The organism is Robertmurraya sp. FSL R5-0851, assembly GCF_038002965.1.
Lineage (GTDB): Bacteria > Bacillota > Bacilli > Bacillales > Cytobacillaceae > Robertmurraya_A > Robertmurraya_A beringensis.
In genome coordinates this window covers 2,634,079-2,659,465 of record NZ_JBBOOE010000001.1, presented here as the reverse complement: position 1 = coordinate 2,659,465, position 25,387 = coordinate 2,634,079, and the positions used below count along the sequence as shown (strand labels likewise).

26 protein-coding genes and 1 pseudogene are annotated in these 25,387 nt (G+C 36.4%); 21 read left to right on the top strand and 6 right to left on the bottom strand.

Translation table 11 applies throughout. The annotated features are described in order from the left end of the window. The first annotated feature begins 179 nt into the window (after positions 1-179). The 9 genes from MKX65_RS13615 (at position 180) to MKX65_RS13575 (ending at position 10,884) form a co-directional block, all read left to right on the top strand. Positions 180-365, top strand: coding sequence for a hypothetical protein (locus MKX65_RS13615; protein WP_160545397.1), 186 nt, complete (start codon positions 180-182; stop codon positions 363-365). A gap of 284 nt (positions 366-649) precedes the next feature. Next, positions 650-934 carry a glycosyltransferase gene (locus MKX65_RS13610; protein ID WP_340906258.1) on the top strand — a complete coding sequence of 95 codons (285 nt, stop codon included), beginning with the start codon at positions 650-652 and terminating at the stop codon, positions 932-934. 674 nt (positions 935-1,608) lie between these two features. Further along, a complete protein-coding gene (locus MKX65_RS13605) occupies positions 1,609-1,773 on the top strand; it encodes a hypothetical protein (RefSeq protein WP_160545395.1) in 165 nt (54 codons plus the stop codon). An 86-nt stretch (positions 1,774-1,859) separates the two neighbouring features. Further along, positions 1,860-3,377: a glycosyltransferase gene (locus MKX65_RS13600; RefSeq protein ID WP_160545394.1), complete on the top strand. Its 1,518-nt coding sequence runs from the start codon at positions 1,860-1,862 to the stop codon at positions 3,375-3,377. Between the two features lie 653 nt (positions 3,378-4,030). Beyond that, positions 4,031-4,597, top strand: coding sequence for a hypothetical protein (locus MKX65_RS13595; protein ID WP_160545393.1), 567 nt, complete (start codon positions 4,031-4,033; stop codon positions 4,595-4,597). A gap of 12 nt (positions 4,598-4,609) precedes the next feature. Beyond that, entirely contained in the window at positions 4,610-6,952 is a 2,343-nt protein-coding gene (locus MKX65_RS13590) for a putative bifunctional diguanylate cyclase/phosphodiesterase (protein WP_340904026.1), read from the top strand. A gap of 178 nt (positions 6,953-7,130) precedes the next feature. Continuing rightward, positions 7,131-8,189: an LLM class flavin-dependent oxidoreductase gene (locus MKX65_RS13585; protein ID WP_340904024.1), complete on the top strand. Its 1,059-nt coding sequence runs from the start codon at positions 7,131-7,133 to the stop codon at positions 8,187-8,189. Between the two features lie 262 nt (positions 8,190-8,451). Further along, a complete protein-coding gene (locus MKX65_RS13580) occupies positions 8,452-8,898 on the top strand; it encodes a DUF6376 family protein (RefSeq protein WP_340904022.1) in 447 nt (148 codons plus the stop codon). A 387-nt stretch (positions 8,899-9,285) separates the two neighbouring features. Beyond that, positions 9,286-10,884: an aspartate:alanine exchanger family transporter gene (locus MKX65_RS13575; protein WP_340904021.1), complete on the top strand. Its 1,599-nt coding sequence runs from the start codon at positions 9,286-9,288 to the stop codon at positions 10,882-10,884. Positions 10,885-10,931: 47 nt separating this feature from the next. Here the strand turns inward: MKX65_RS13575 and MKX65_RS13570 are convergent, their stop codons facing one another. Further along, on the bottom strand, positions 10,932-11,309 hold the full coding sequence (locus MKX65_RS13570; protein ID WP_160549570.1) for a hypothetical protein: 378 nt from the start codon (positions 11,307-11,309) through the stop codon (positions 10,932-10,934). Beyond that, positions 11,306-11,461 (bottom strand): hypothetical protein, encoded by a 156-nt coding sequence (locus tag MKX65_RS13565; protein ID WP_160549571.1) that lies wholly within the window; start codon positions 11,459-11,461, stop codon positions 11,306-11,308. Before MKX65_RS13565 ends, MKX65_RS13570 begins: the two co-directional genes overlap by 4 nt. A gap of 165 nt (positions 11,462-11,626) precedes the next feature. Here MKX65_RS13565 and MKX65_RS13560 point away from each other — a divergent pair, with 165 nt between their 5' ends. Then, positions 11,627-11,857, top strand: a complete 231-nt coding sequence (locus MKX65_RS13560; protein WP_340904020.1) for a LacI family DNA-binding transcriptional regulator — start codon at positions 11,627-11,629, stop codon at positions 11,855-11,857. Beyond that, the gene (locus MKX65_RS13555) at positions 11,857-12,588 is read left to right on the top strand and encodes a substrate-binding domain-containing protein (protein ID WP_340904019.1); all 732 of its coding nucleotides are present in this window, start codon (positions 11,857-11,859) and stop codon (positions 12,586-12,588) included. The genes MKX65_RS13560 and MKX65_RS13555 overlap by 1 nt, the downstream gene beginning before the upstream one ends. Before the next feature lie 132 nt (positions 12,589-12,720). On the opposite strand, the gene MKX65_RS13550 is transcribed toward MKX65_RS13555, so the two are convergent. Continuing rightward, positions 12,721-12,861 (bottom strand): hypothetical protein, encoded by a 141-nt coding sequence (locus MKX65_RS13550; protein ID WP_340904018.1) that lies wholly within the window; start codon positions 12,859-12,861, stop codon positions 12,721-12,723. A gap of 327 nt (positions 12,862-13,188) precedes the next feature. Here MKX65_RS13550 and MKX65_RS13545 point away from each other — a divergent pair, with 327 nt between their 5' ends. The 4 genes from MKX65_RS13545 (at position 13,189) to MKX65_RS13530 (ending at position 17,351) form a co-directional block, all read left to right on the top strand. Further along, positions 13,189-14,289: a GGDEF domain-containing protein gene (locus MKX65_RS13545; RefSeq protein WP_340904016.1), complete on the top strand. Its 1,101-nt coding sequence runs from the start codon at positions 13,189-13,191 to the stop codon at positions 14,287-14,289. Positions 14,290-14,496: 207 nt separating this feature from the next. Continuing rightward, positions 14,497-15,366 carry a cation diffusion facilitator family transporter gene (locus MKX65_RS13540; protein WP_340904015.1) on the top strand — a complete coding sequence of 290 codons (870 nt, stop codon included), beginning with the start codon at positions 14,497-14,499 and terminating at the stop codon, positions 15,364-15,366. 237 nt (positions 15,367-15,603) lie between these two features. Further along, on the top strand, positions 15,604-16,842 hold the full coding sequence (locus MKX65_RS13535) for an ATP-binding protein (RefSeq protein WP_340904014.1): 1,239 nt from the start codon (positions 15,604-15,606) through the stop codon (positions 16,840-16,842). Positions 16,843-16,895: 53 nt separating this feature from the next. After that, entirely contained in the window at positions 16,896-17,351 is a 456-nt protein-coding gene (locus MKX65_RS13530; protein WP_340904013.1) for a DUF523 domain-containing protein, read from the top strand. Positions 17,352-17,371: 20 nt separating this feature from the next. Here MKX65_RS13530 and MKX65_RS13525 read toward each other — a convergent pair whose 3' ends face one another. Then, on the bottom strand, positions 17,372-18,457 hold the full coding sequence (locus MKX65_RS13525) for a thermonuclease family protein (protein ID WP_340904011.1): 1,086 nt from the start codon (positions 18,455-18,457) through the stop codon (positions 17,372-17,374). 235 nt (positions 18,458-18,692) lie between these two features. Between MKX65_RS13525 and MKX65_RS13520 the strand changes: the two genes are divergently transcribed. Beyond that, a complete protein-coding gene (locus MKX65_RS13520; RefSeq protein WP_340904010.1) occupies positions 18,693-19,313 on the top strand; it encodes an NUDIX hydrolase in 621 nt (206 codons plus the stop codon). On the opposite strand, the gene pdxR is transcribed toward MKX65_RS13520, so the two are convergent. Then, a complete protein-coding gene (gene pdxR, locus MKX65_RS13515) occupies positions 19,305-20,717 on the bottom strand; it encodes a MocR-like pyridoxine biosynthesis transcription factor PdxR (RefSeq protein ID WP_340904009.1) in 1,413 nt (470 codons plus the stop codon). The genes MKX65_RS13520 and pdxR overlap by 9 nt on opposite strands. A gap of 105 nt (positions 20,718-20,822) precedes the next feature. Between pdxR and MKX65_RS13510 the strand changes: the two genes are divergently transcribed. The 4 genes from MKX65_RS13510 to MKX65_RS13495 all read left to right on the top strand — a co-directional run bounded on the left by MKX65_RS13510 (position 20,823) and on the right by MKX65_RS13495 (position 22,911). After that, a complete protein-coding gene (locus MKX65_RS13510) occupies positions 20,823-21,221 on the top strand; it encodes a GNAT family N-acetyltransferase (RefSeq protein ID WP_340904008.1) in 399 nt (132 codons plus the stop codon). Between the two features lie 101 nt (positions 21,222-21,322). After that, positions 21,323-21,772: a hypothetical protein gene (locus MKX65_RS13505; protein WP_340904007.1), complete on the top strand. Its 450-nt coding sequence runs from the start codon at positions 21,323-21,325 to the stop codon at positions 21,770-21,772. Continuing rightward, positions 21,769-22,179 (top strand): hypothetical protein, encoded by a 411-nt coding sequence (locus MKX65_RS13500; RefSeq protein WP_340904006.1) that lies wholly within the window; start codon positions 21,769-21,771, stop codon positions 22,177-22,179. The genes MKX65_RS13505 and MKX65_RS13500 overlap by 4 nt, the downstream gene beginning before the upstream one ends. A gap of 159 nt (positions 22,180-22,338) precedes the next feature. Continuing rightward, positions 22,339-22,911: a DUF2179 domain-containing protein gene (locus MKX65_RS13495; RefSeq protein WP_340906256.1), complete on the top strand. Its 573-nt coding sequence runs from the start codon at positions 22,339-22,341 to the stop codon at positions 22,909-22,911. 20 nt (positions 22,912-22,931) lie between these two features. Here MKX65_RS13495 and MKX65_RS13490 read toward each other — a convergent pair whose 3' ends face one another. Next, positions 22,932-23,618 carry a TetR/AcrR family transcriptional regulator gene (locus MKX65_RS13490; protein ID WP_340904004.1) on the bottom strand — a complete coding sequence of 229 codons (687 nt, stop codon included), beginning with the start codon at positions 23,616-23,618 and terminating at the stop codon, positions 22,932-22,934. 191 nt (positions 23,619-23,809) lie between these two features. On the opposite strand from MKX65_RS13490, the pseudogene MKX65_RS13485 reads away from it, so the two are divergent. Next, positions 23,810-25,384 (top strand): annotated as a pseudogene (locus MKX65_RS13485) (BCCT family transporter). The last annotated feature ends 3 nt before the right edge of the window (positions 25,385-25,387 follow it).

The following is a 25,387-nucleotide window of genomic DNA, read 5'->3' as shown; positions in this document are numbered from 1 at the left end:
GTATTTTCGACAAAAAAATCAACAAAATTTCACTGAGGAATTTCCAATTCTTCTTATAAAACGTGAAACATCCCCCTACTAAAAGTAGGAGGAATCAAATAAAAATGGTACAAGAAAATCCTTGTACCATCTAACTCGGCGAATGCCGAGAGTCTATTAAATGGAAAGGAGGGACATGTATGCTCTTTGCTACTGGATCTACTGGTGGAACTGGATCGACAGGCGGCACTGGATCGACAGGCGGAACTGGTTCTACGGGTGGTTTCACAGAGTCTTTTTCCAGTAATTTTAAATTTGATTTGAATGCTACAAGACAATTGGAAAAAAGACATGTGGTGTCTATCAGAACTGGAGAATCTCGCTAAAGTAAAAAGCTTGTGTAATCTCTCATGCACCCTTTAGGGTGTCTTTTTTTTATAAAAACCTTAATAGATTATACATAAAAGAATTGCTAAACCTAAAAGAATTGCTAAACCTAAAAGAATTGCTAAACCTAAAAGAATTGCTAAACCTAAAAGAATTGCTAAACCTAAAAGATTATGTAGACATCTTAACAATGCATAATAATATGCATAATATAGGTAGAGGTACTATATTGTTCCAATACGAGGTAACCAGTAATGTTGGAGGTGTTAGTATGGATTGATCAATTGTTATTCCTGTTCAAGAAGAAGAACAAACAATTGATATGGTATTGCAAGAAGCAAGTAAATTGTCCACAAAAGAAATTATTCTTGTTCTTAATGGTACATCAGATAGAACAGGTGAAATTGTCAAGACTTACGGATGCAAAATTATTTCTCATGATGAGACTCTTGAGAATGATGTGGGTAGAGGCATTTGTGCGAAATATGCAACGGCCGATTGTTTATTATTTTTCGACGCTGATATAAAGGTACAATTCATGAACCATAACCTCTTATCAATGCTATGAAAGATGGTTACAATGTTGCCTTAAATGATCTATCATTCTTGGCTAAACAAAAAAAATGTCCTCATTTTACAACTGTTTGCAAAATTACTCTAAATCAATATCTTCGTCCACCTGTCCTCTCTTTGAATTCAATTTTAGCAGTTCCTCATTTCTCTAAGCAGAAAAGCGATAAATAATATATTAATGAGGGACTTAGGATTTGTGCAACAACAGTTGATGTGATAACAACCAATAAAATAAGGTATATTCATAGTAATTTAGTTACTAAAGGTAAGAAGACAAGTTGGATCATTGGAGATCATTTAAGGGCAGTAAAATATATAGTCCATTAATACGTTCCTCGTGTAGGGGTTCAAGGATGTAGAACAAAAAAGAATGATATATATTCACATAATTACTGTACGGATCATTTAAAAACCCCTCGATATACTCCAATTATATTTATATCAGAACGAACTGAAAAGCTTCAATCAGTAATCGATGAAGTAGCTGGAGTAGATGATTATCCATGTTGGTAAAGCTTAACTATAATTATACCTATTGGACCAGTATGGAATCATTACATCAGGCTATACAGAATGCATTGTAACTGAACTCCCTTAAAATTATTGTTTTTTTTAAATAGTTCAACTGATGGTACAGCAGATGTTGAGGTAAAGTTAGGTGCTGCTCTTTTGGTCATGAAGCAGCCAGTTGGGCTAGATGCAACCTGTTCGAATGGGGCACTTGCATCAAAAGAAGATTCAATAAATTTTATTGTTCTATCTAAAAAAGGACAGACTCCGGCTGAACATGGGAATATTGGCGACCATGAGAATATATCACTTAAAAAAATTTAAAGTGTGTTTCTCCCAATAAAGTTAGGGGATGAATTATTATGAAAGGATTTTTAATAGAAAATTTTGAAAAATGGAGGAAGAAACTCATGGGAGAAAGTGTAACAATCATCCTAATTGGTTCTAATAACTTTGATCCAGCCCTGGTGACAAAAGTTTGGTCTCTAAATCCAATTGAGGTCATAGTTATATTGTCAAACAGTGAGAATAAAGAGTTAATTTCTTATTTAAAATCAAAAGAATGTAAGGTAATTGTAAAAGAGGAAACGGGGCAGAATGAAGGATATATTGCAGCATTGAACGAAGCTATCGGAGATATTTTTCTTTTCATTAATAGCAACGACTCAACTATTCAAACAGAGCAAATAGAGTTATTTCTTGAACCAATCATAAGTTCCCGGGCTGATGTTGTACTAAATAATATATCGCCTTCATTTCTCCAAAAAAGAGTAAAACAATGGCCAGATTGCTTAACTCTGTGTAGGCAAGTTTTTAATGACAGCCTAGGATTTAACCATTTTCTTATTGACTCACTTCTTTCATTGCCACATGCCTTTACAAAAAAAGTAAAGAAATCTTTAGGAACAGATTGCTTTGAAAATCTTGTTGTAGCACATTTGAAAATTTTAGAAAATGACTTTAATATAAGTCGCCACATTTCTATTGAATCTCAATTTATAGGTAACCACTATACCCCAGAACAATCACATTACACAATTCCTATTTCCGATACTGAAATAAAAGAGCTAAATATGTTCTTAGAGGCTTGGATTGAGTGGTTTCGTATTCATGGGGAAAGAGGCAACTATCATGATGGTGGTAGAAGAAGAGATATTGTAGAGGACATAAAAAAATCCAATAAATTATCGGACTATGCTACTATCCATATGGGGTCCGGAAGAACTTCTTCTTTATATGGAGGGAAGCAGCTTTCTATAGTTATCCCCGCACAAAATGAGGAAACAACAATCGGAGCTGTTATTAGTCAAGCTAGGCTGGCAGAGCCGTTAGAAATTATTGTGGTTGTAAATGGATCAAATGATAAGACAGAAGAAATTGCCAAACAGTATGGGACCACGGTCTTAGTATTTGAGGAAGCCTTAGGTATAGATGTAGGTAGAGCGATTGGAGCGCTTTTTGCAAAGGGAGATATTCTTCTTTTTATAGATGCTGATTTCCCAATACACTTTAGAGACCTTCAACAGTTTGGATTAAGTGTAGCGAACGGGGCGGATATTGCACTTAATGATCTAAATATCGATTACTTTCCACTTTACGTGGTTAATCTTTACAAGTATCTATTAAATATGATATGTAATTGCAAAGAATTAGGGGTCGGTTCGTTAGTAGCTGTTCCACATGCGATCAGTAGATCCTGCCTAAATGGAATAGGGTGGGATTCTTTAATAAATCCAAACTTAGCTCATGTAAAAGGAATTCTTCAAGGGTATAAATTAGAAAATGTTCATTTTGTTGATGTAATGAAGCCAAATCGAATCCGTCCGGATCAACACTTCTCAAAATTAGGGCACCCAAAGGCTGTCTTACGTATTATTGGAGATCATCTAGAGGCTATTGCTTACTTGTGTGATAAAGGTGTGAATTGAATTCCATAATCAATATACACTTAGTACTCCATTCGGTTTGGATGGTGGATATGATCCTGTTGTATTTTTATGAATATGTACATTTGTCCTATACCAAATTTCTCCTTTAATAATATAAATATTAGGGAACAAGTTTGAAAAAGGAGTGAGAAGATGTCTTTATTTATGGAAAGATTCAATAAAAAATATAAAGAAGAAAGTAAAGAAAATGACAAGGGAAGGAAAAAAAAGGATAAGAAGAAGAAAAAGAAAAAATCATTGTAGATCATCACAAAGAGTATTTTAAGGAAAAAGTAATAAAATACCTTAAAATACTTCTCAACTGATCCAGTTGGATAAATTAAGATTATGGGTCGTATATTTTGTAGATGAATTCTGTAATTCAAAAGATCATAAGCGTGGTGAAGTGGTACGAAACTGCGCTTTTTTTGTTGAATTTATGATAGATAGTAGACATGAAAGTCGTGCTTCGAGATGTACTAATAAAATGTTTAGTCGAAATGGGATATTAGGTCGGGAGCTTTTATTTAATAACCTCAACTTTTCCACTTCCTTATAATACTATTGTAGTATATATATAGGATAAAAGTAATTCTTATGGCATTACAACTAGATCTGAACTAAGATGATCAATCGAACTAGTGGAGGATAAGATGTTTATAAAAGTTGAGACATTGGCGGATCTTAATACATTTAATGAAATATGGATGGAATGCTGGCTCGAGAAGGGTTATATGCTAGATCCGACCTTCGATGAGACAGACCGATTTATTATTTTGGATCAAGCCAATAGAGAAATTGGTACGATTGAGTTCAAATCCTACTACCCAACGTTGCAAAATTACATTAACACAGTTTTCCCCTTTCATGAGATCGAGATGTTAGAAGCGAATCCCATGAAGGTCATTGAAATAGATAAAGTATCTATTTTAAAGAAATATAGAGGGAAAAACCTCGAAAGATTATTATCTCTGTTTGTTCATTACACAGAATTCTACCAAATGAACTATTGCGTGGTTCTTTTGGAGAGAGTATTCTATAGAGCATTAAGAAATGTATACAAAATACCGATCGAAGCTGTTGCGGATCAAATGTATTATAAAGGTGATTACGTGATTCCTGCAATTATCCACTCTAAAGAGGTATATTCAAATAAACAAAAATATCCATGGATTATTCCTTCCACCCAAGGGTTTGATAGGAAACCGATTTATATATAAAAGGAGAAAATAATGTACGCCCTGAAAAATAAAAAGTTTGCTTACCTTTTTATCGCTTTTTTTATCATTTCAAACTTCTTATGGAATTATTTCTTTCAGCATAAGCAAGCTTTTTTGGACTGGGGTGGAGTTACATTCCAAACCATTGCCTGCTTAACATCTTTTGGCTGGCTTTTTGCAACATATAAAAATGACGACGGCAAGGCCAAAAAGTTTTGGTTATATTTAGGATTAGGAATCTTAAGTTATATAATAGGGATTCTTATTTGGGTGTTTTACGAGTTTATCTTAGGTGTTCATGGAGATACTCTTCTGCTACCAAAAATCTTTTGGATTGGACAGAATGGGTTTTATTTTGTTGCCCTTTTATACATGATGAACGTTGTAAAAAGTAAGTTACTTACCATACGATTTTCCTTTGATATGTTGATCATCATGGCCGTTGCAACCACATTTAATTGGGTGTTCATTATCGCTCCGTTATTAAAAATGAAGGGAAATCCATTTCATCTAGTAGAACTCATGTATCCGATATTAGATCTTGGGGTTTTAGGAGGAGTCATCAGTCTTTTAATTGCTTCAAATACCGTTTTTAATAAAAAGACTTTATATTTATTAATAGTAGGTTTATTGGTACAAATCTTAGCAGATACCTTATTCTCCTATTTATCTGTGAAAAATCTATACACGGTAGGAAGTATTTCAGAGCCTTTATGGATCCTTTCGTTGTTTTTCCTGGCTTTAGCTGGTATCTATCATGAAACACCATCTCAGGTGAAACATAAGAATGATTCACAAATTGAGAATCGATTCTTTGTTAGGCACAGTTTGCCTTATGCGGGGGTGGTGTTGCTATCCTTGTATGTGATCTCTCAAATTTATCACACTGCGCCTGTGGTCGTAGGCCTGTTTTTAACGATTCTATTAGTGGTCTTAAGACAACTTTTTACCTTGTTAGAAAATGATAAATTGGTTTCTGAATTGAATGATTTAAATGAGCAACTTGAGGTAAAGGTTAAAGAGAGAACGGACCGGTTGGTTGAAACGATTAATCAGATGGAATATTTAGCTTATCATGACGTTGTGACGGGTTTGCCCAATAGGAGATTTATTGAAAAGCGGCTTTCAAGAGCGATCAGTAACCATCATGTACGAAGTAAAAAGAAAATAGCCTTCTTGCTACTAGATTTAGACCGCTTTAAGCATATAAATGACAGTCTAGGACATTCATATGGGGATTTATTGTTAAAAGAGGTAGGAGATCGATTAACTTCGAGTCTTAAACCAAGTGAGCTAGTTTGCCGTATTGGTGGAGACGAATACGGAATTTTACTCGAAAATAAAAACGAAATACAAATTGAGAAAATCGCAGAAAATATTCTTACTGTCCTTCGAAAAACCTATGATATTAGAGGGGAAGAACTATATGTGACACCTAGTATTGGGGTGTCAATTTTCCCGGAACATGGCAACAGCTTTGAGTCTCTATTAATGAAGGCTGACACAGCCATGTATAAAGTGAAGGAAGCTGGAAAAAATCACTATAAAATATACCATGCCGAAATGGACATAGAACCTCAAGTGACAATGGAGAACGCGTTACGAAAAGGGATTGAGCGAAATGAACTAGAGTTATACTACCAGCCTCAGGTTTCTCTTGAAAACAATAAGATTGTTGGGGTAGAAGCGTTGTTGCGCTGGATTCGACCTGATCAAGGCATGGTTCCACCTTGCGAGTTTATTCCTCTGGCAGAGGAAACGGGACTTATTCTTCCTCTAGGAGAATGGGTATTGAAAGAAGCTTGTTTGCAATCTGTGAAATGGGGAGAACAGGGTATTTTACCGATTCGAATCGCCGTCAATATATCAGCCATTCAATTTCAACAGAACAACTTTATTGAAAAAGTAACCGAGACTTTATTTGAAACAAAAGCAAATCCTGAGAATATTGAACTAGAAATTACTGAAAGTGTGGCAATGGGTTCAATTGAAGAAACACTTTCTAAGTTGCAATCACTAAAGGAAATGGGTTTCCATATTGCTATGGACGATTTTGGTACAGGCTATTCCTCGTTGCAATACTTGAACCAGTATCCTATTGACCACTTGAAGATTGATCGATCCTTTATTTCTTCACTTCATACAAGTGAGAAAAATGTTGCCATAGTTAAATTGATTGTTTTGATGGCTAAAGGATTAAATTACAAGGTGATTGCAGAGGGAGTAGAAGACGATAGTCAAAAGCTCTTCTTACGATCCATTGAATGTGACGAATATCAAGGTTATCTGTTCAGTCCTCCGTTAAACAGGCTAGATACAGAGGTGCTTTTACAGAAGCAACTCACCAAAAAATAAAAAAGAGGAGCGTTTCTATGTAGAAATGCTTTTTTTGTGGAGAATTTTTTCCGTTTTTTTTGAATAGAGGTGAAAGTAGCATTTTTAGATTAGAATGATTATGATAAAGTTATATATCCAAGTCGCATAGTGTCTAAGGTATACATACATAACTACTTATGGTATAGGAGGATTCATATTGGAAATAGGTGTAAGTACATTTGTAGAAACAACACCGGATGTTGAGACAGGAAAGGTAGTTAGTCATGCACAACGGATTCGCGAAGTGGTGGAAGAAATCGTTCTAGCTGATCAAGTCGGTTTAGATGTGTTTGGGGTAGGCGAGCATCATAGAGCAGATTTTGCTGCATCTTCTCCAGCAGTCTTATTAGCTGCGGCTGCTTCGCAAACAAAACGTATCCGTCTGACGAGTGCGGTTACTGTGCTTTCGTCAGCTGATCCTGTTCGTGTGTTTCAAGATTTTGCAACACTAGATGCGATTTCAAATGGGCGAGCCGAAATTATGGCAGGACGAGGGTCATTTATTGAGTCATTTCCATTATTCGGGTACGATTTAGCCGATTATGACGAATTGTTTGAAGAGAAGTTGGATTTATTACTAAAGATTAGGGATTCTGAAATTGTTTCTTGGTCAGGTAAACATAGACCGGCCATTCATCAAAAAGGAGTGTATCCACGTCCGGTCCAACATCCACTTCCGGTCTGGATTGGAAGTGGGGGGAATTCCGAATCGGTCATCCGTGCTGGAATTCTTGGTCTTCCACTCGTATTAGCTATAATTGGAGGAAGACCTGTACAATTTGCTCCACTAGTTGAGCTCTATAAGAAAGCAGCTGCTCATGCCGGTCATGATGTTTCGAAACTAACGGTAGCTTCTCACTCGCATGGATTTATAGCTGAAGAAACGGAAGTTGCTGCAGACAAGTTTTTCCCATCAACCCAACAGGTCATGAATGTACTTGGACGGGAGCGCGGTTGGGGGCATTATGGTCGTGCTAGCTTTGATGCGGCACGTAGCTTTGAAGGTGCTTTATACGTTGGAGATTCAAAAACAGTGGCAGATAAAATCATTCATTTACGAAAGAACGTTGGGATTACTCGATTTATGCTTCACGTACCGGTTGGCTCTATGCCTCATGAAAATGTAATGAAGGCAATAGAATTACTAGGCAAGGAAGTGGCTCCGATTGTAAAGGATGAAGTTGCAAAATGGGAAACATCTTTAGGTAACGAGTAAGAATGGGAACTTCAAATCATTTGACTTCTCTGCATGCTTACACGTATGATTATTATGAGGATAATTAATATCAAAGGGGAGTAGCTATAACAATAAAGTCGTCATTACGAGATAAAATTCTCCGGCTTTGTTGGGCAATTTTTGTTGCTAGCGAGACCTTTGCCAATGTTTTGGTAAAGGTCTGCCCCTTTTTGTAGGATCATTACCATGTTGGTAGTGATCCTTCTTATTTTTCAATAATAAAATACTGGAGGAGAAAAGAATGAGGTTAAAGCGGTTGGCAGTTGCGTTAACAGCGGTGATTGGATTAAGCGGTTGTTCGTTTTTGGAAGAAGTGAATGGAACACTCGACTACGTAAATCAAGCAACAGAATATGTAAATGAAGCGACGGAGTTTGCAAACGAAGTACCAGCAATGGCCGAGCAAGCAATTTCCGATACACAAGCTTTAGAAGATTTAGAAACAAGATTATTGGAGATGAAACAAGAGATTGAAGCATTTAGTAAACTCGAAGCTCCAAGTATCGCGGAGGATATCCATCAACAGGTTATGGAGCAAAACGACAAGGCATTAGAAGGGATAAATGTATTTTTATCAAATATTGAAAATGGGGAACTAGACCCTGCTTTATTGGAAAATACCGAATTATTTACAACTATACAAGAGTTAACAGAGCTTTCTAATCAAATTCAACAGCTTGGCGAATAATATATATTCAATATTTTGTCGCATAAAAACTTAAGTAGAAATGTAATAGAAAAGGTAAGCGTTGAGCTTACCTTTTTTCTCAATGGGATAATAGATACAGCTTATGCTTTACTAAAGGCAGGCATCCTAAAGATTGTCATTAGCACATAGCTAAGCTTTTCTAGCTTATATAGTACTTTTACTATCATCATAAAGGAGCGGATTAGCATATTCAAAGTATCACCCTCCACATTGAATTGTGTTTTTCAACACAGTCTTAGTTTGCTTTAATAATTTAAGCGTATTCATTAAGGCAATCTCGTGAATTAATGTAGTAAGTTCTTTTTTTTGAATTCGAAGAGAATATAATGGAGAAAAATGTTGCTGTTACTCATGGGGGAATGTGTTGTGGATTGGGTTGTGGTGTTATTAAAGGAACCGCTGCTATTATTATTTGTTATCTTATTCTTAGGCTCTGTTCTCGGACAAATGGAGATAAGAGGGTTAAGTCTGGGATCTTCAGGTGTTCTTCTTGTGGCCATGTTTTTTGGTCACTGGGGTTATGATATTCCTCATACGGTTCAAAATCTCGGATTAAGCTTATTTATTGTCGCAATTGGTTTACAGGCTGGACCGCGCTTTTTCCGTATGATGAGATCTAGTGGAATGATCTTTGGATTTATTGGGTTAATTATTGTATTTGTCGCAGCGATTACAACTGTAGTGGTTGCGAAGGCGTTTGATTTATCGCCAGCACTTAGTATAGGAATTATGACTGGAGCATTGACGAGTACTCCTGGTCTTGCGGCTGCCTTACATGCTACAAATGATCCTCTCGCTTCGGTTGGCTATGGGATTGCATATCCATTTGGCGTATTAGCTGTGGTGCTTTTTGTACAGCTATTGCCTAAGGTATTAAAAGTGGATATGGAGAAGGACCTGAATGAATACAGTGGTCCTGTTAGAAATGAAGAATCACCTGAAGTGACAACTATCGAGGTCATGGACCCAAATATCAATAAAAAAACGTTAAAAGAGTTACGATTTAACCAATATGGTTCTGTTGTCATCAGTCGAGTGATTCGTGGAGATAGAAATATTATAGCATTGAATGATACGGTAATTTTGAATGGTGATCGATTGGTGGCAGTTGGCTTAAGGGAAGACTTAAATCGCATGATTGAAGATATAGGAAAAGAGGTTTCAACAAATTTACAAAACCATGACCACGTAATGATTCGTAAAGTAACGGTTGATTCGGAAGAGATCATTGGGAAAAACATAAAAGAACTTGAGCTAAGAAGGAAATACGGAGTAACGGTTACAAGAATTGAACGTGGAGGATTCGAGTACAATCAAAGTGCAAGATGGCCGCTCGAAAGAGGAGATATATTAACATTGGTAAGTAGTGAAGACCGACTAAACGATGCGGGAAAGCTATTTACTAGAAAGTCACTAGTAGTTACGAATATCCATATTCTATCGCTAAGCTTAATATTATTAATTGGAATTGCGGTAGGAATGATACCTATTCATCTTCCAGGTCTAGGTACGATTACACTAGGGGTGGCAGGAGGACCACTTTTTATCGCCTTGATTATTGGTCATTTCGGAAAAATTGGTCCGATACGAGCTCGTTTTTTCCAACCTTCTAATCAGGTAATCCGTGATATTGGTCTTGTATTATTTTTAGCAGGAGCTGGAACAACCGCTGGTCAGGGGTTAGTTGAGGTAATTCAGGAAGAAGGGTTCCGTCTGGTGTTTGGTGGGGCATTAATCACAGTCATTCCGATGATTGTTGGCTTCTTTTTATCAAGAAAGATATTCAAGATGAGTGTTATCCATTCTCTCGGAGCATTATGTGGGGGAATGACTAGTACACCTGGTTTAGGTGCGGTGAATCAACAAATTGATTCTGATGATGCATCGATTGCCTATGCTGCTGCATATCCTTTTGCACTTATTTTTGTCGCAATTATTTCACAGTTACTTATTTTTTTTCTATAAATTAACAGGTACAAAGCTTAGGGGAAGTGACCTAAGCTTTGTTTTTTTTAACATGACTTCTTTTTTCTCCAAGCTATTTGATTCTGAAGTGACACTTTTTCTAGTGTGAAATTACACTCGAAAGTCTCTTCTACATTCGTAACAGAATAAACTCCTTTAAGCCTAGTTCCCATTTTTCCACATGGTGTTAGTGTACCAACGCCACCATATACTTGGTGATCAAACAGTTGATAATTAAGGGAGTATTCTAAGATACCCTGTTTATTAATTAACCCGACTAATTCTCCTTTTTTTACGTTTTCCCCTTTAATACTCGCATGAATGAGACGGTCGTATTGTTTAAAAGAAAAAATCGTTCCGCTAGGAAAAAAAGATGTAGCGTCCATGGGTGTAAATATAAATAATTTATTATTGTATTCACTCATTCTTCTCCATCCCCCAACTTTGTTCTGCTATAGTCAATAAAATAATCATCGAATGTACGAATCGGCACTACACGAATGGTAGTTCCTGCTGCTTTAATCGTTAAATAAGCGAAAAAATAAATGGTGAAGCATAGTGCAATTAGACCTAACATTGTACTTCCCCCTTTTTTGTGTATGGAGAAAAGGTAAAAGATGATAAGATTACTAGTAAGTTATACCATTTTATTGAAAAACCATTTCTCCCTGTTTATTACATTTTTAGCTTAAATGGTGAAACGCGTTTCAGAGCAAGAAAAAGTTTTTTAAAGGGTGAGTGTATGGCAAATATTCGTGAAATAGCAAAAATGGCTGGAGTTTCTGTTACGACTGTCTCCCGTGTATTAAATGAACACCCCTATGTGAGTGAAGAGAAAAAGGCAGCTGTGCAACAAGCGATGGAGGAAGTGAATTATCAACGTAATATTAATGCTGTTCACTTAAGTAAAGGAAAGACGTATTTGATTGGAGTGGTTATTCCATTTTCGAATTCTCCTTATTTGGATTTTTAGTGGAGGGAATCGCAAATGAAGCAGTTAAGAATAATTACAAGCTCGTTCTCTTTCAAACAAACTATGAGTTGAAAAGAGAAATAGAAGCATTAAATATGCTAAAGCAAAAGCAAATTGATGCCTTAATCATTTGTTCAAGGATTAGTGACTGGGAAGTAATTAATGAGTATAAAACATATGGACCAATTATTTTATGTGAAGAAGTAGAAGACAAAATCGTGTCTTCTACTTATATTGATCATTATAAAAGCTTCTCGATTGCTTTAAAATATTTACATCAAAAGGGGCATCAGCGAATCGGTTATTGCATCGGTAGAAAATCAGGCAGAAATAGTGAAATGCGAGAGGCAGCTTATAAGAATTTCCTACTGGAACACGGGCATCCACTGGTGCTGGATTATATTTTTTATGATAGCTTTCGTTTCGAAGATGGGGAGGGAATCGTCGACCGGTTAAAAGAAATGAACTCTCCCCCTACCGCTTTATTGGTTACTAGTGATCAAGTAGCCGCAGGAATTATTACTTGTGCGAGGGAACTTGGAATACTTGTTCCTAATGAGCTAGCGATTATGGGTTTTGATAATCAGCCCATTGCCAAAATTATGAATATTACTACACTTGAAATTCCGCTTGTTGAGGTAGGTAGAAAATTATTTATTCAAGCGATGCAGTACCCAACGATCTTTCAGGAGGAGATTGAAGTGAAGTTAATCGAGCGATTAACAGTGTAGATCATATAGCCTAGAAAAGTGAAATAGAGGAATTTGTAATTGTTTGTGGCTTGGGCTCCAAGGTATAGAAAAATGGTTTGAAATGATAAATCCCCCACACCTATCAAGATACAGAAGGGTGTGGGGTTTGTTTTACATACCTGTTTTAGGGTTGGTATTGAATTTTCCATTTTTGTTCTCTTTTTCATGCCCATGAATTTGGTCTCCACCGTTACCTTTCTCTTTGACAATCTTTCCACCTAGTTTAACATTTGGGTTAGCTTTTTCAGTCATGATTTTTCACCTCCATCCTCTTTACTATCCAAAAAGGGGACAAATTCTATTCAAAATACAAAAAAAATTTATAATCAAGAAATGGAATCAAAGCTTGGTGGATAGGCTACTTTTCCACGTATGTTTTGAAGAGTATTCTCACTCAATAAAAGATCCTATTTTAGCTCTAATGTAGCACATAAAACAAGGGGTAATGTCCGCCTGAGACGGACAAAACACCCCGAACTGTCCACGAAGGGTGACAGACACCGCAATTGATTTTCATTTTTATGGTAGAAAAGTAGTGTTTCGTATTTTTCAATGTTGAAAAATATGGTATGGTACTTTATGGTGATAAAATTGTTAATGATTAAAGATTTGTTTACGAATTTAGCTATTGTTGTTTCTTTACTATTCCTATACTCACATATCTTTTCGACGAGCCCTCTAACTAAAGACTCCACCATTCTGAGAAAAGTCTTGTTGGGTGTAGTTGGTGGATTGTTTTCTAATATTCTCATGCAATACGGCATTCGAATAGATACAACAATCGTAGATTTAAGACATATTTCGATTATTTTGCTTGCTTTTTTTGGTGGTTCTTTGCCGGCTTTAATTGGTATGGTGTTAGTCATTTTAGGTCGTTTTATTATTGGTGTGAATACGTCTGCGTATGCTTCCGTCATTCTTATGATCCTTATTACTTTATTTTCGATATTAATTTCTTCACAAAGGATATCCAAGAAAAACAAGGTAATATGGATGCTGACCTTTTCCAATATTATTTTTACCTTTGTGATCATTTATTTAGTAAAAGATATAAGTTTATTAGTCAAATTAATCCCCATATATTGGATCATTTCATATATAGCAGGTTTTCTTTCGTTCTATATTCTAGATTTTATTAGAAAGAGTCAGTTTTTATTGGAAAAATATAAATCGGAGTCTACAACGGATGGATTAACGGGGTTAAATAATGTTCGGAAATTTGATGAAGTTTTTAATTCCTTGCTTAATGAACTGAATAAAAGTATTCAAAGTTTGTCTCTTCTTTATATTGATATTGATTTCTTTAAAAAAATTAATGATACATATGGTCACTCGGAAGGGGACCTGGTTTTAAAGCGATTAGGAACGTTATTAACCGAAGGTACGAGGAACTTTGACATCGTCAGCCGGAATGGGGGAGAAGAGTTTACGGTCCTTCTTCCAGACACTTCAGTCGCAAGAGCACTAGATATTGCAGAGTATATTAGAAAAACAGTTGAAAATACAGAGTTTTCCTTAACAGGCGGTGGAGTGATAAAGGTAACGGTATCCGTTGGAGTCGCATCTTATAAAGAAACTACAGAAAACCCAAGCATGCTTATAGAGGATGCGGATAAGGCTTTGTATGTAGCGAAAAAAACTGGACGGAACAAAGTTTGTTGCCATAATTCAATAGGTTAACTACCTTTAGCTCGTGACAAGTTTGTCTCGGGCCCTTTTTATGTTAAAATTTACTTCTTACTCTTGATGGAATAACGGAATTTTACCATGAGAAACACTCTTGGATAGTCAACATTTATATAAAGAGATGAAAAAAGGTTGCTGTAGACCCACCTAACTTTCGATTGTTATTCTATTAAAGGAGGTTTTGGGCTCGGAGGTGTGAATATGGACAAAGAAAGATATGAACAGTTAAGGTTAGGCGAGCGAGGGGCGATAATCAGTATCGTTGCTTATATTTGTCTATCTTTAATCAAATTACTGATTGGATTTTCTGCCCAGTCTGAAGCGTTAAAGGCAGATGGGTTTAATAATTTGACCGATATCATTGCTTCCATTGCTGTATGGATAGGATTAAGAATGTCTCAAAAACCACCAGATGAAGATCATCCTTATGGCCATTGGAAGGCGGAGAATATTGCGTCATTGGTTGCTTCTTTTATTATGATGGCAGTAGGTTTAAGCGTATTACATAAAGCAGTTGTTTCGATTTTCTCGGATGAAAAGGTGGTTCCAGACATACTAGCCGCGTGGACTGGACTTCTATGTGCTGGGGTTATGTATTTGGTCTATCGGTATAATAAAGGGCTTTCGGAGAGAGTGAAAAGCCAATCTGTATTAGCGGCAGCAAAGGATAATCTATCAGATGCATGGGTGAGTATAGGAGCAGCAGTTGGGATAATAGGTTCACAATTTCAACTGCCTTGGCTTGATCCACTAGCTGCTGTAATTGTCGGGATTTTAATATGTAAAACTGCCTATGAAATTTTTTATGATTCCTCTCATCAATTAACAGATGGATTTGATGAACAATTAATTGAGGAATACAAGGAAAGTATATTAAAAACTTCAGGTGTAACGGGCATTAAGGATATTCGCGCAAGAAATTACGGAAATAACACAGTTGTTGATATTATTATCGTAGTAAACGAAAACTTAAGTATCAGAACAGCACATGATATCTCTAGTAAAGTAGAAGAAAAGCTAATAAATGAATACGATGTATATAATGTACATGTTCACGTTGAACCAAGCTAAGAAAAGATGAGGGTGCCCCAAAGTTATGAATTAGCGACACCCTTCCTTTTTACATAAAAAGTGTTTTGAATATATGATTTCCACTGCGGCCGAATAGATTCGCAGCTTTCTGGCACAAATTCCTTCACTTGCATCGATGGAATGTTTTACTATAAAATATTTTCAAAGAATTCAATTTTACCCAATAATTTCTATGATATGATAATAGTAAAAAAATCCATTAATAGAGGCAAGCCTATGAAAAATTGGGGTCAGATCATACTTGTATTTTTTACATTAGGGATAACCACTTATCATAATTTCTCTCATGGAGAGAGTATATTCACTTTAGAGATTCTCTTTTATGGGGCACTAGCGTGGTTCCTTGGAAGGCATTATGACAAGGCGAAGTATTATGAAAAGATTGCAAAGATAAATGAGAGAAGTTATAAGAATCTATTAGATTCTCTTCCTAGCGCAATTATTATTCATAAAGATCAGCAAGTGATTTACGTAAATGATCTGGCGGTCACGATACTTCGTGCTCCTAATCGTGAAGCTCTAATTGGCAAACCAACGTTAGATCTTGTTACTCCAAAGTATGCAGATCAATTGAAAAGACGGACAAAAGATGCATCAAGTGGAAATAAACCTTTGAAAAGCATTGAATATAAGTTGAAACGACAAGATGGAACGACGATGGATTTTGAGGTGTCATCACTCAAAATTATTTTTGAAGGGGTAGAGGCTGTTCTTTCTATCGGAAAGGATATTACAGAGAAGAATGAGCAGACCGATCAATTGTTGCAAAAGTCAGAAAAACTCGCCCTTTTGGGACAAATGGCGGCAGGGATTGCTCATGAAATTCGAAACCCTTTAACTTCCATACGTGGCTTTGTTCAATTGTTTAAAGGCGAGGAAGGTCAAAATGTGTATTATGATATTGTTCTATCAGAATTAGATCGTATCAATTGTATTGTAGGTGAGTTTCTGTTTCTCTCGAAACCAACCACGACAGCCATGCAGCAGCGTGACGTAAAGAAGCTGTTAAATGATGTAGTAACATTAATTCAAACTCAAACGATTCTTAGCAATATCCAAATAAGTATGGAATACAAAAGCAATCTCCCATATGTTTATTGTGATGAAAATCAGTTAAAACAAGTATTTCTAAATATCCTTAAAAATGCTACTGAGGCGATGCCGAATGGAGGAACCATTGAGTTAAAGGTTAAAAAGGATAATGAAAGAGGAGTAGTAATACAAATCACTGACCAAGGTGTGGGGATACCGAAAGAACGTATCCCATCGCTCGGTGAACCATTTTTCACAACAAAGGAAAAAGGTACAGGGTTAGGTTTGATGACTTGTTATAAGATTATCGAGAACCATCAAGGTCAACTTCAAATTGAAAGTGAAGTAGATAAAGGGACTACGGTTCACATTATCTTACCTTCTGCAAAGGTTGAATTAAAAGAAACGGGCACAAGCTATTAAACATTCAAGATAACGTTATAACCTGTCATATTAAGTAGAGTTTGAGGTGGAATATGATTATCGTTAGTGCATGTTTAGCAGGATTTCCAGTTCGATACAATGGGCTTAGCTCTTTAGATGAAAAAGTACATAAACTGGTAAGTGAAAAGACAGCAATCACTGTATGTCCTGAATTGCTAGGTGGACTGGAAACTCCTAGGGAGCCAGCTGAAATTGTCGGTGGAGTTGGAGAAGATGTGTTGGATGGAAAGGCTAAGGTCATAGATTGCATGGGAAAAGACGTGACGGAAGCTTTTGTTCAAGGTGCTTATGAAACTCTTAATGTTATTAAAAAGATCCAAGCAACTGTTGTCGTATTGAAGGAAAACAGTCCATCATGTGGGAGCGGGAAAATCTATGATGGTACCTTTACCGGTGAAAAAGTCGAAGGACACGGAGTAACAGCAGCGTTGTTAATAAGAAATGGTGTGAAAGTCATTACGGAGACACAATTTCTAAAAGAATATTAGAGGATGAAAAAAGCGCAAGGTTACTCCTGCGCTTTTAACTTTATTAAACGAATGACTTCCACGATTAGCACTACTAGTACTAAGAAAAATAAAGCCGTATATATGGGAATTAGCAACAAGGCATTGACCCAAAGGTTTTTGGTCCACATTTTATGAATAAGAAGGGGTTCAATTCCTCTTTTTCTGCTAAAACGCGGGAACATAAAAAAGAGAAGGACCGTTGCTATTGCAAAAATCCCTAATGCTGATGAACCACTGTTTTGCTTACTTTCAATCCGATGTCCTTGCGTCCGATTTTCCTCTGTGGAAGCGTCATTCTTTTCCGAATCTGAAGGTGCCACTACTTCTTTAGTAGCATTCTCTTGAATATTCTCTGCTTCTTTATTATCGGAATACAACCCAACACCACCTGCTTTGGCTTCTAGCATTGCTGCTTCAATGCGGGTTTCGTACTTATAGGTACCATAATCGTAAAAATCCTCGACTAAGCCAGCCTTCGTAATTTCCTCTTGGTGAAGTTTTCCATCAACAAACACCCAAGCTAACAAACGGTCATATTTGTCAAAAAGGGAAGGACCGTCGGTTTCAATGGTTATTTGTCCATTTTGTAATACAGAACACGAAAAGTCGCTTGCTTCTTTTCCGTAAGGTTCCTGTTGGTTGGTACTTTCCGGTGTATCAATATATAGGAACCTGGTTTTATAGGAAGTACCATTAATTGAAAATGTCGCGGTGTCCCCATCTGTACATTTTTCTAATGTGGCATCGTACGTCTTCCCCAATTCCAATAGGTTATTGGTTGAAGTCGATGTGGAATCAACAGCCATTTTTGAAAAAGTATACCCTTCTAGGTCTACTTTACTTTCAGTTAATTCACTTGCACATGAGTTACTATTATGTTTTTTAATTAAAGTGATGAGTTCTGATATATTGGTAGCACTTTTTGCAAGTTCCGTTGGCTCATGTAATAAGTACACGCAATCAGCGCTTCGGAAATGTCCTCCAATCTCATCTCTTGATCCATTATGCGCCCATGCCTGGAAAGGTAGGATGGACATAAGAATAAAGGTAATTATGATAGTAATTATCGAGGTCTTTCTAGTCAATAACGTTTCCTCCTAAATCTAGTTGCTATCAGCTAATATATCATAACGAAAGAAATGCTGAAATAGTAATAAACCTGAGGTGGAAAGGGGGCTACTGGTATTTACACAGGTTGCACGGAGATCATGAAAAATAATTATTGCCAAACAACTAAAGCTATAGTTGTGGCTTGAGGCAACTCTCAAGCTTTTTTGTGATAATATGAATGTATGATTTTACTAAAAAAGGAGAGTTGTTATGGAGTCAGAATTGCTGAGGATTTTTAATGAAGACCATCAGCCAATTGGAGTTGCCACACGAGCTGAAATACATGAAAAAGGATATTGGCATGAGACGTTTCATTATTGGTTGATGGAAAAGGAACAAGGAATCGATTACATATTTCTTCAGTTGCGGAGCCCAAAGAAAAAAGATTACCCACAACTTTTAGATATTACCGCTGCCGGCCATTTACTTGCTAATGAAACAGTAGAAGATGGAATACGAGAGGTGAAAGAGGAAATAGGGTTGTCTGTCCATATGGAAGAGCTGAAATCTCTAGGAATTCTCAAGTATTCTGTTAAAATGGATCCGTTACTTGATAATGAATTAGCCCATGTATTTTTACATCAAAAGAATGTCCCATTCGATTCGTTTGTTCTACAGGAAGAAGAAGTCGCAGGGATATACCGAATAAAGTTTACTGATTTTTCTGCTCTTTGGAGGGATGAAAAGCAGTACATTCCCATGCAAGGCTTTGAAGTGGAAAATGGAGAGAAGAACTTTTTTGAAAAATCTGTTGGCAAGGAACAATTTGTCCCACATGATCAATCGTTTTATGCGGCTTTAATCAATAAAATACAGCAGGAGCTAAAATAGCTCCCATGCTTTTTGTAGTAGGGTAATCCCGTTATGAATTTCGCTTTCTGTTACACCACCATATCCGATCAATACCATTGGATTTAGAGAATAAGTATTTACGTCATAATAAACGGAAGTAGGATACACCTTTACCCCGACTTTTTCAGCATGATTAATTAATTCACTTTCGGTCATGCTGTTATGCACTTCGAGTAAAATATGTAATCCAGAGTCTACCCCAATTACTGTCACTTGGTTTCCAAATTTTTCTGTAATAAGAGTGAGCAGGGTGGATTGTTTTCTCCTATAGGTCGTTCGCATTTTTTGTAAATGCCGATTCCAGTGACCTTCTTTCATAAACAGATACAGAGTTTGTTGATGCAGTCTTGATACAGTCTGCTTATAAATGGAAAAACGATTTTGATATCGTGAAAGAAGGGGTGGAGGAAGCACCATAAAACTAATTCTTAAAGAAGGAATTAAAGATTTCGAAAAAGTACCAAGATAGATAACCCGCCCCTGATGATCAAGGCCTTGTAGCGAAGGAATGGGTCTTCCTGTATATCGAAATTCTCCGTCGTAATCATCTTCAATAATATAACTTTCCGTTTCATTGGCCCATTTCAATAGCTCCATTCTTCGAGAGATGGGCATTACCATTCCCAATGGAAATTGGTGCGAGGGGGTCACATACGCTACGGTTGCTTCACTTTCTCTCAAGTCTTCCATTTTTATTCCATCTTGATCTAAACTAATTCCGAGGAGCTTGACACCTTGATCTCTAAACGCCTCCCGTGATCGGTGGAAGCCAGGATTTTCCATTGCATATACTCTTTCTCGTCCAAGGAGCATTGTTAGAAAGGTAACCATATATTGTGTTCCAGCCCCAATTATGATTTGATCAGGTTCACATCGAACCCCACGCGATTGATATAAATACTTGGCGATTTCGACGCGTAGAGGGAGATCACCTTGCCGATGGCCACTTAATAAGAGGTGACTTTCATCTTCATAAAGGCTTTGTACCGTCAGTTTACGCCAGATAGAAAACGGAAACTCATTTAATGCAATGTTTCCGTGACCAAAATCCACACTTATGGAATTTGCTAAAGGGCTCTGCTGGAAGTTGTCGCGAGCTGCAACGTGTTCCTTTTTAATTGGAAATATATCCATTTCTAATTTGTTGACAAATAATCCCTTTCTCGGTTCACTTTTTACATACCCTTCCGCAATTAATTGTTGATAGGCTGTCTCAACGGTTGTTTGGCTGATTCCCAAATGTGTAGAAAGCTTCCTTTTTGAGGGCAATTTGGTATCCGGAATCAGTCTGCCTTCAACCATTTCTTTTTTTAAAAAAGAATAAAGCTGTAAGTATAGTGGCTCGTCTAGATGGGAGTCTAAAGTAACTGTAATTTCAAGCATTTGTAACACCTCCTTTTTTTGATCTGGCATGGTTAATTATAACATATCTGGCACTTTAGTAATGGTCAGTGGGCAAGTAAAATATTGAAAAAAGGAGATGAAAACATGATTACGATACACTTTGAAGATAGTAAAGAAATTTCTGTAGCTGAACTGGCAGACGTCTTTCGAAAATCAGGGATAAGAAGACCCGTTGAAGACCTACCTAGACTTCAAGAAATGCTAGAACAAGCAGATATTACTATGACGGCTTGGGACGGAATGAGGCTTGTAGGTATAGCAAGAGCCATTACTGATTTTAGTTACTGCTGTTATTTATCAGATTTAGCCGTTGATAAAGATTACCAGAATCAAGGAATAGGAAAAGAACTAGTGAAACGCGTCCAAGAACGGCTAGGAGAAGAAATATCTGTAATCCTTTTAGCATCACCGATAGCCATGGACTATTATCCGAAAATTGGATTTCAAAAAATCCAAAATGGCTATATCATCCCAAGAAAATAGAAAAAATCTAAATTTAATGGGAAATTTGTATGATTCCATGAAGGTTTTTGTCGAAATTTGGAATAATATATAGTAAGAGAATAGAGAAGGAGTGGTCACTTTTGAATTATCATTCCGTCTGGTATATTGCGTTAGTGGCCGCAAGTAGTTTTCTTTTCTTATATACTTACTATAAAAAGAGGAATCAGCCAGTTTTCTTATTATTGTTAGCGGCTATTGGGTTTGGTTATATCATTGAGGGGGTTATTTATAACTTTCTGCAAAGTTATGTGTATTACCCACGAATTATTACTAGTAATCCTACGTATGATAGTAATCTTGGTGCCATCGCTTCTAATGCATTTGTCTTACCAGTTGTGGGCGTTTTTCTTGCGACTTTTAGAAAGAATTGGAGATGGTTACTGTTCTTTTCACTACTGCTCATTTGTATTGAATGGTTGTTTCAAGAGCTTTCTATTTATAAACATAATTGGTGGAGAAATGAGTTTACTTTTTCGGATTATTATTTGTTTATTTTCCAATTATCAAATTATTGTACCGATGGCTATTGAATAAACAAGAAGGCATTCGCCACTTTGTGTTGTTGTTTTTGATTGTTAGTCCGATCTTAGGCACGATGCATATGCTTCCTATTATGTTTTTATCTAATCGTTATTACGATTTGGGATGGTATGAAAATGTGTTTGAAGATACCAATGCATTTGCAGCTGTTTACTATATATGTATTGGTCTATCTGTTGCGACCTTGGCCATATGGAAGAATAACCATAAATGGCTGAAATATCTCGTTTTAATTATTAGCCTATATTCTATTACCCGTTTTTTATTGTTGACCGGAATTCTACATGTTTTTATTTGGTGGGATCCATATTTTTATATTACTTTTCCTGCAATTGTTTTAATTTTAGCCGAAAAGATTAGTAAAAAATTGGGGGATCGTAATGTATCGGAAAAATAGCACAGTGAGTTAACTGTGCTATTTGCTGTGTAAATGTCCGTTATTTTGATTGATTTATGTTTGCTTACATCATGTTAGGGAAGATTGAAAACAGAAAACAGAATGACTATAAAAAGGCAACTAGTTTATTTACAGAAACCGGATTTTTCACTGAGCAGAGTGAAAGGAGGAGAAAGTAAGGTTAAAGATATTATTCTCGTACTAGTTCTTCAGTTAATTTACGTTCCTACCTTTACACTGAGAACCATTTTCCTAGTAAAGGGGTTGAGAATGCAGGCAGCGTTTCTAGGGTTACTTGAGGCCCTCATATACATATTCGGACTATCGATCGTATTTAACGGGGAGCAAAATGTGGTTGTAATGATAGTGTATGCCATTGGATTTGGATTAGGTATCATCATTGGATCCATGATTGAAGAAGCATTAGCGATTGGATATACAACGATTCAAGTGATTTTAACCAATAAAAATATGAACCTCGTTGATCAGCTTCGTAAAGATGGCTATGGCGTGACTGTTTACGAAGGAGAGGGAATCGAAGCCATTCGCTATAAGTTAGAGGTATTAACGAAGAGAAACCAAGAAGAAGGTCTATACGACATGATACAGCAATTTGAACCCAATGCTTTTATTATTGCCTATGAACCGAAAACTTTTAAGGGTGGTTTCTTGCTGAAAGCAATGAAAAAAAGGAAGAAAATGAAGAAGCAAATAGAGGAAAATCACGCCTAATCAAAGAAACACATCTGACCTTAATCAGATGTGTTTTTAGCTGTATTAAAGTTAAGCACCTTTTCGTTTCGAACGATCTCTGTAATATAATTCATCGTGATCGTTGCAGCTTCATTGAAATTATAGGTTCTACGATTGTTTAAGACGTTTGTAAACATTCCTTGCCAAATAAGAATGGTAATTTCATTAATTGCGTCAATATTTTCTTCTTTGATATAGCCTGCTTTACTTGCAAGTTCAAGTACGGACCTTCCTCTTTTAGAGACATTTCTTTCAAATAAAACGGGTTTAAGTTCTTCAGGGATGTTTATCAAGTCACTTGGATACGTTTTATAATATTCTTCTAGTAATTTTTCCGGGTTTTCCCCTAAATCCATGATAAATACCGCATTAAAAATTTCTGGTGTCTCAAAGGAGTGTTTACAAAAACACTCCCATGCCAATAAGTACTGTTCAAGCGGGTCTTGCGCTCTTTGCATGTAGAGGGCGACCTCATCTGTATATGATTTTAGAAACTTCATAGACGCAAAGAAGATCAGATGAGAAACTTCCGAAAAATAATTATAGATGGTTGCACTGTTATATCCTGCACGGTCAGCTACTTTACGTATGGTAATTTTGTCTATACCTTCCTCTTGAATAATCTCAGCTGTTGAGTCTACAAAGTATTTCCACATTCTACTTTTTTTAATGTCCTTCTTGTTCAAATATCATTCTCCTCACAAGTGTATAATTACATTTTACATCAATTGTCTGAATATTTAATATTGTTTTGAAATTTTTTCTATGATATTATAATCATAGTTAAAAAATAATCACGATTACTTTTTTTTATTTTAACACGTAAAAAGCAGTTTTTGGAAAAAGATTTTTAAAAGATAAAAAAGGGGTTGGATAAATGGAAAAGGTAAAAGTTGATCCAGTGGTATTTTGGTCTTCGTTAGTAGTCATTGTTGCGGCAACATTATTATTAGTGCTGAATCAAGAAGCTGCAGAACCCGTATTAAATAAGCTAATGACACAAATTACTTATAAACTTGATTGGACTTTTCAACTTTTGACGGTTGCATTATTTGTCTTACTAGTTTGGTTGATTTTTGGACGGTATGGGAAGGTAAAGCTAGGGGATGGGAAACCTGAATTTTCAAATTTTAGCTGGGGTGCTATGTTATTTTGTGCAGGGATGGGAACAAGCATTATGTTCTGGTCTATTATGGAGCCAATCTACTATTATATTGGTCCTCCCTTCGGTATTGAGCCAAACAGTAATGAAGCAGCAGAGTGGGCCGTTACATATGGGTTATTTCATTGGGGAATTTCCGCTTGGTCATTATATGCGTTACCAACGGTCACCATTGCATATTCTTTCTTTGTGAAAAAGCAATCATCATTAAAAATTAGTACAGCATGTCGTGGTGCATTAGGTAAATATGCAGACGGATGGATTGGAAAAATTATAGATATTTTAGTGATTTGGAGTCTTGTAGGTGGTTTAGGAACCTCCCTAGGTCTTGGTGTTCCAATGATTTCAGCAGTAATAGGTGAAATTTTGGGTATGAAGCAATCACTGGGTCTCAGTATTGTCATCATTTTAATTTGGACAGTTATTTATTGCTCTAGTGCTTATCTAGGACTTTATAAAGGAATCCGTAAGCTAAGTGATATCAATGTTTACCTGGCTTTGGGTCTTGCCGTTTTTGTTCTCCTAGTAGGACCAACTTTATTTATCCTCTCTTATTTCACAAATAGCCTTGGTTTAATGCTTCAAAATATCGTTCAAATGAGTTTTTATACAGACCCAATCAATAAAGGTGGATTTCCACAGGCATGGACGGTTTTTTATTGGGCATGGTTTGCTGCTACAGCACCTTTTATGGGTCTATTTGTTGCACGTATCTCTAAAGGAAGAACAATAAAAGAACTAATAAGTTAGATTCTGCTCTGGGGCTCATTAGGAAGTTGGCTCTATTTTGCCGTTTTTGGTGGATACGCCATGCATCTTGAGCTCAATAATATCCTTCCAATCACTCAAATTTTAAGTGAACAAGGTGGGCCATCGGTTGTGGTAGAACTATTAAACACTTTACCTCTTAGCAAGTTAGTTCTCATTTTCTTTGTTGTACTAGGTTTTATTTTCTTAGCCACATCACTTGATTCTGCCACATACATCTTATCTGCAATTGCAACAAAAGAATTAAAGGATCAGCAAGAACCTGCACGCTGGCACCGATTGTTATGGGGGGCAATTCTTGCAATCATGGCAGTCGCTCTATTAATGGTAGGTGGTCTTAAAGTCATTCAAACTTCATCTGTTATTGTTTCTGTTCCTGTTATTATTATTTATTTGTTATTAGCAATCTCATTAGTTAGATGGTTAAAGCAGGACTTTGGAACGGATCAATCCATTCTAAATCCGGAAAGTAAAGTAACTGGAAGAAAGTCTACCATAACAGACAAGGAGGAAAGTTTTTAATAG

Excerpts from the sequence above, each read along its gene's own strand:
- MKX65_RS13595 (WP_160545393.1), top strand. The coding sequence starts at position 4,031 with ATGTTTATAAAAGTTGAGACATTGGCGGATCTTAATACATTTAATGAA.
- MKX65_RS13570 (WP_160549570.1), bottom strand. The coding sequence starts at position 11,309 with ATGAGTGAATACAATAATAAATTATTTATATTTACACCCATGGACGCT.
- MKX65_RS13545 (WP_340904016.1), top strand. The coding sequence starts at position 13,189 with ATGGTGATAAAATTGTTAATGATTAAAGATTTGTTTACGAATTTAGCT.
- MKX65_RS13565 (WP_160549571.1), bottom strand. The coding sequence starts at position 11,461 with ATGTTAGGTCTAATTGCACTATGCTTCACCATTTATTTTTTCGCTTAT.
- MKX65_RS13580 (WP_340904022.1), top strand. The coding sequence starts at position 8,452 with ATGAGGTTAAAGCGGTTGGCAGTTGCGTTAACAGCGGTGATTGGATTA.
- pdxR (WP_340904009.1), bottom strand. The coding sequence starts at position 20,717 with ATGCTTGAAATTACAGTTACTTTAGACTCCCATCTAGACGAGCCACTA.
- MKX65_RS13520 (WP_340904010.1), top strand. The coding sequence starts at position 18,693 with ATGGAGTCAGAATTGCTGAGGATTTTTAATGAAGACCATCAGCCAATT.
- MKX65_RS13530 (WP_340904013.1), top strand. The coding sequence starts at position 16,896 with ATGATTATCGTTAGTGCATGTTTAGCAGGATTTCCAGTTCGATACAAT.
- MKX65_RS13600 (WP_160545394.1), top strand. The coding sequence starts at position 1,860 with ATGGGAGAAAGTGTAACAATCATCCTAATTGGTTCTAATAACTTTGAT.
- MKX65_RS13615 (WP_160545397.1), top strand. The coding sequence starts at position 180 with ATGCTCTTTGCTACTGGATCTACTGGTGGAACTGGATCGACAGGCGGC.
- MKX65_RS13560 (WP_340904020.1), top strand. The coding sequence starts at position 11,627 with ATGGCAAATATTCGTGAAATAGCAAAAATGGCTGGAGTTTCTGTTACG.
- MKX65_RS13550 (WP_340904018.1), bottom strand. The coding sequence starts at position 12,861 with ATGACTGAAAAAGCTAACCCAAATGTTAAACTAGGTGGAAAGATTGTC.
- MKX65_RS13535 (WP_340904014.1), top strand. The coding sequence starts at position 15,604 with ATGAAAAATTGGGGTCAGATCATACTTGTATTTTTTACATTAGGGATA.
- MKX65_RS13540 (WP_340904015.1), top strand. The coding sequence starts at position 14,497 with ATGGACAAAGAAAGATATGAACAGTTAAGGTTAGGCGAGCGAGGGGCG.
- MKX65_RS13590 (WP_340904026.1), top strand. The coding sequence starts at position 4,610 with ATGTACGCCCTGAAAAATAAAAAGTTTGCTTACCTTTTTATCGCTTTT.
- MKX65_RS13510 (WP_340904008.1), top strand. The coding sequence starts at position 20,823 with ATGATTACGATACACTTTGAAGATAGTAAAGAAATTTCTGTAGCTGAA.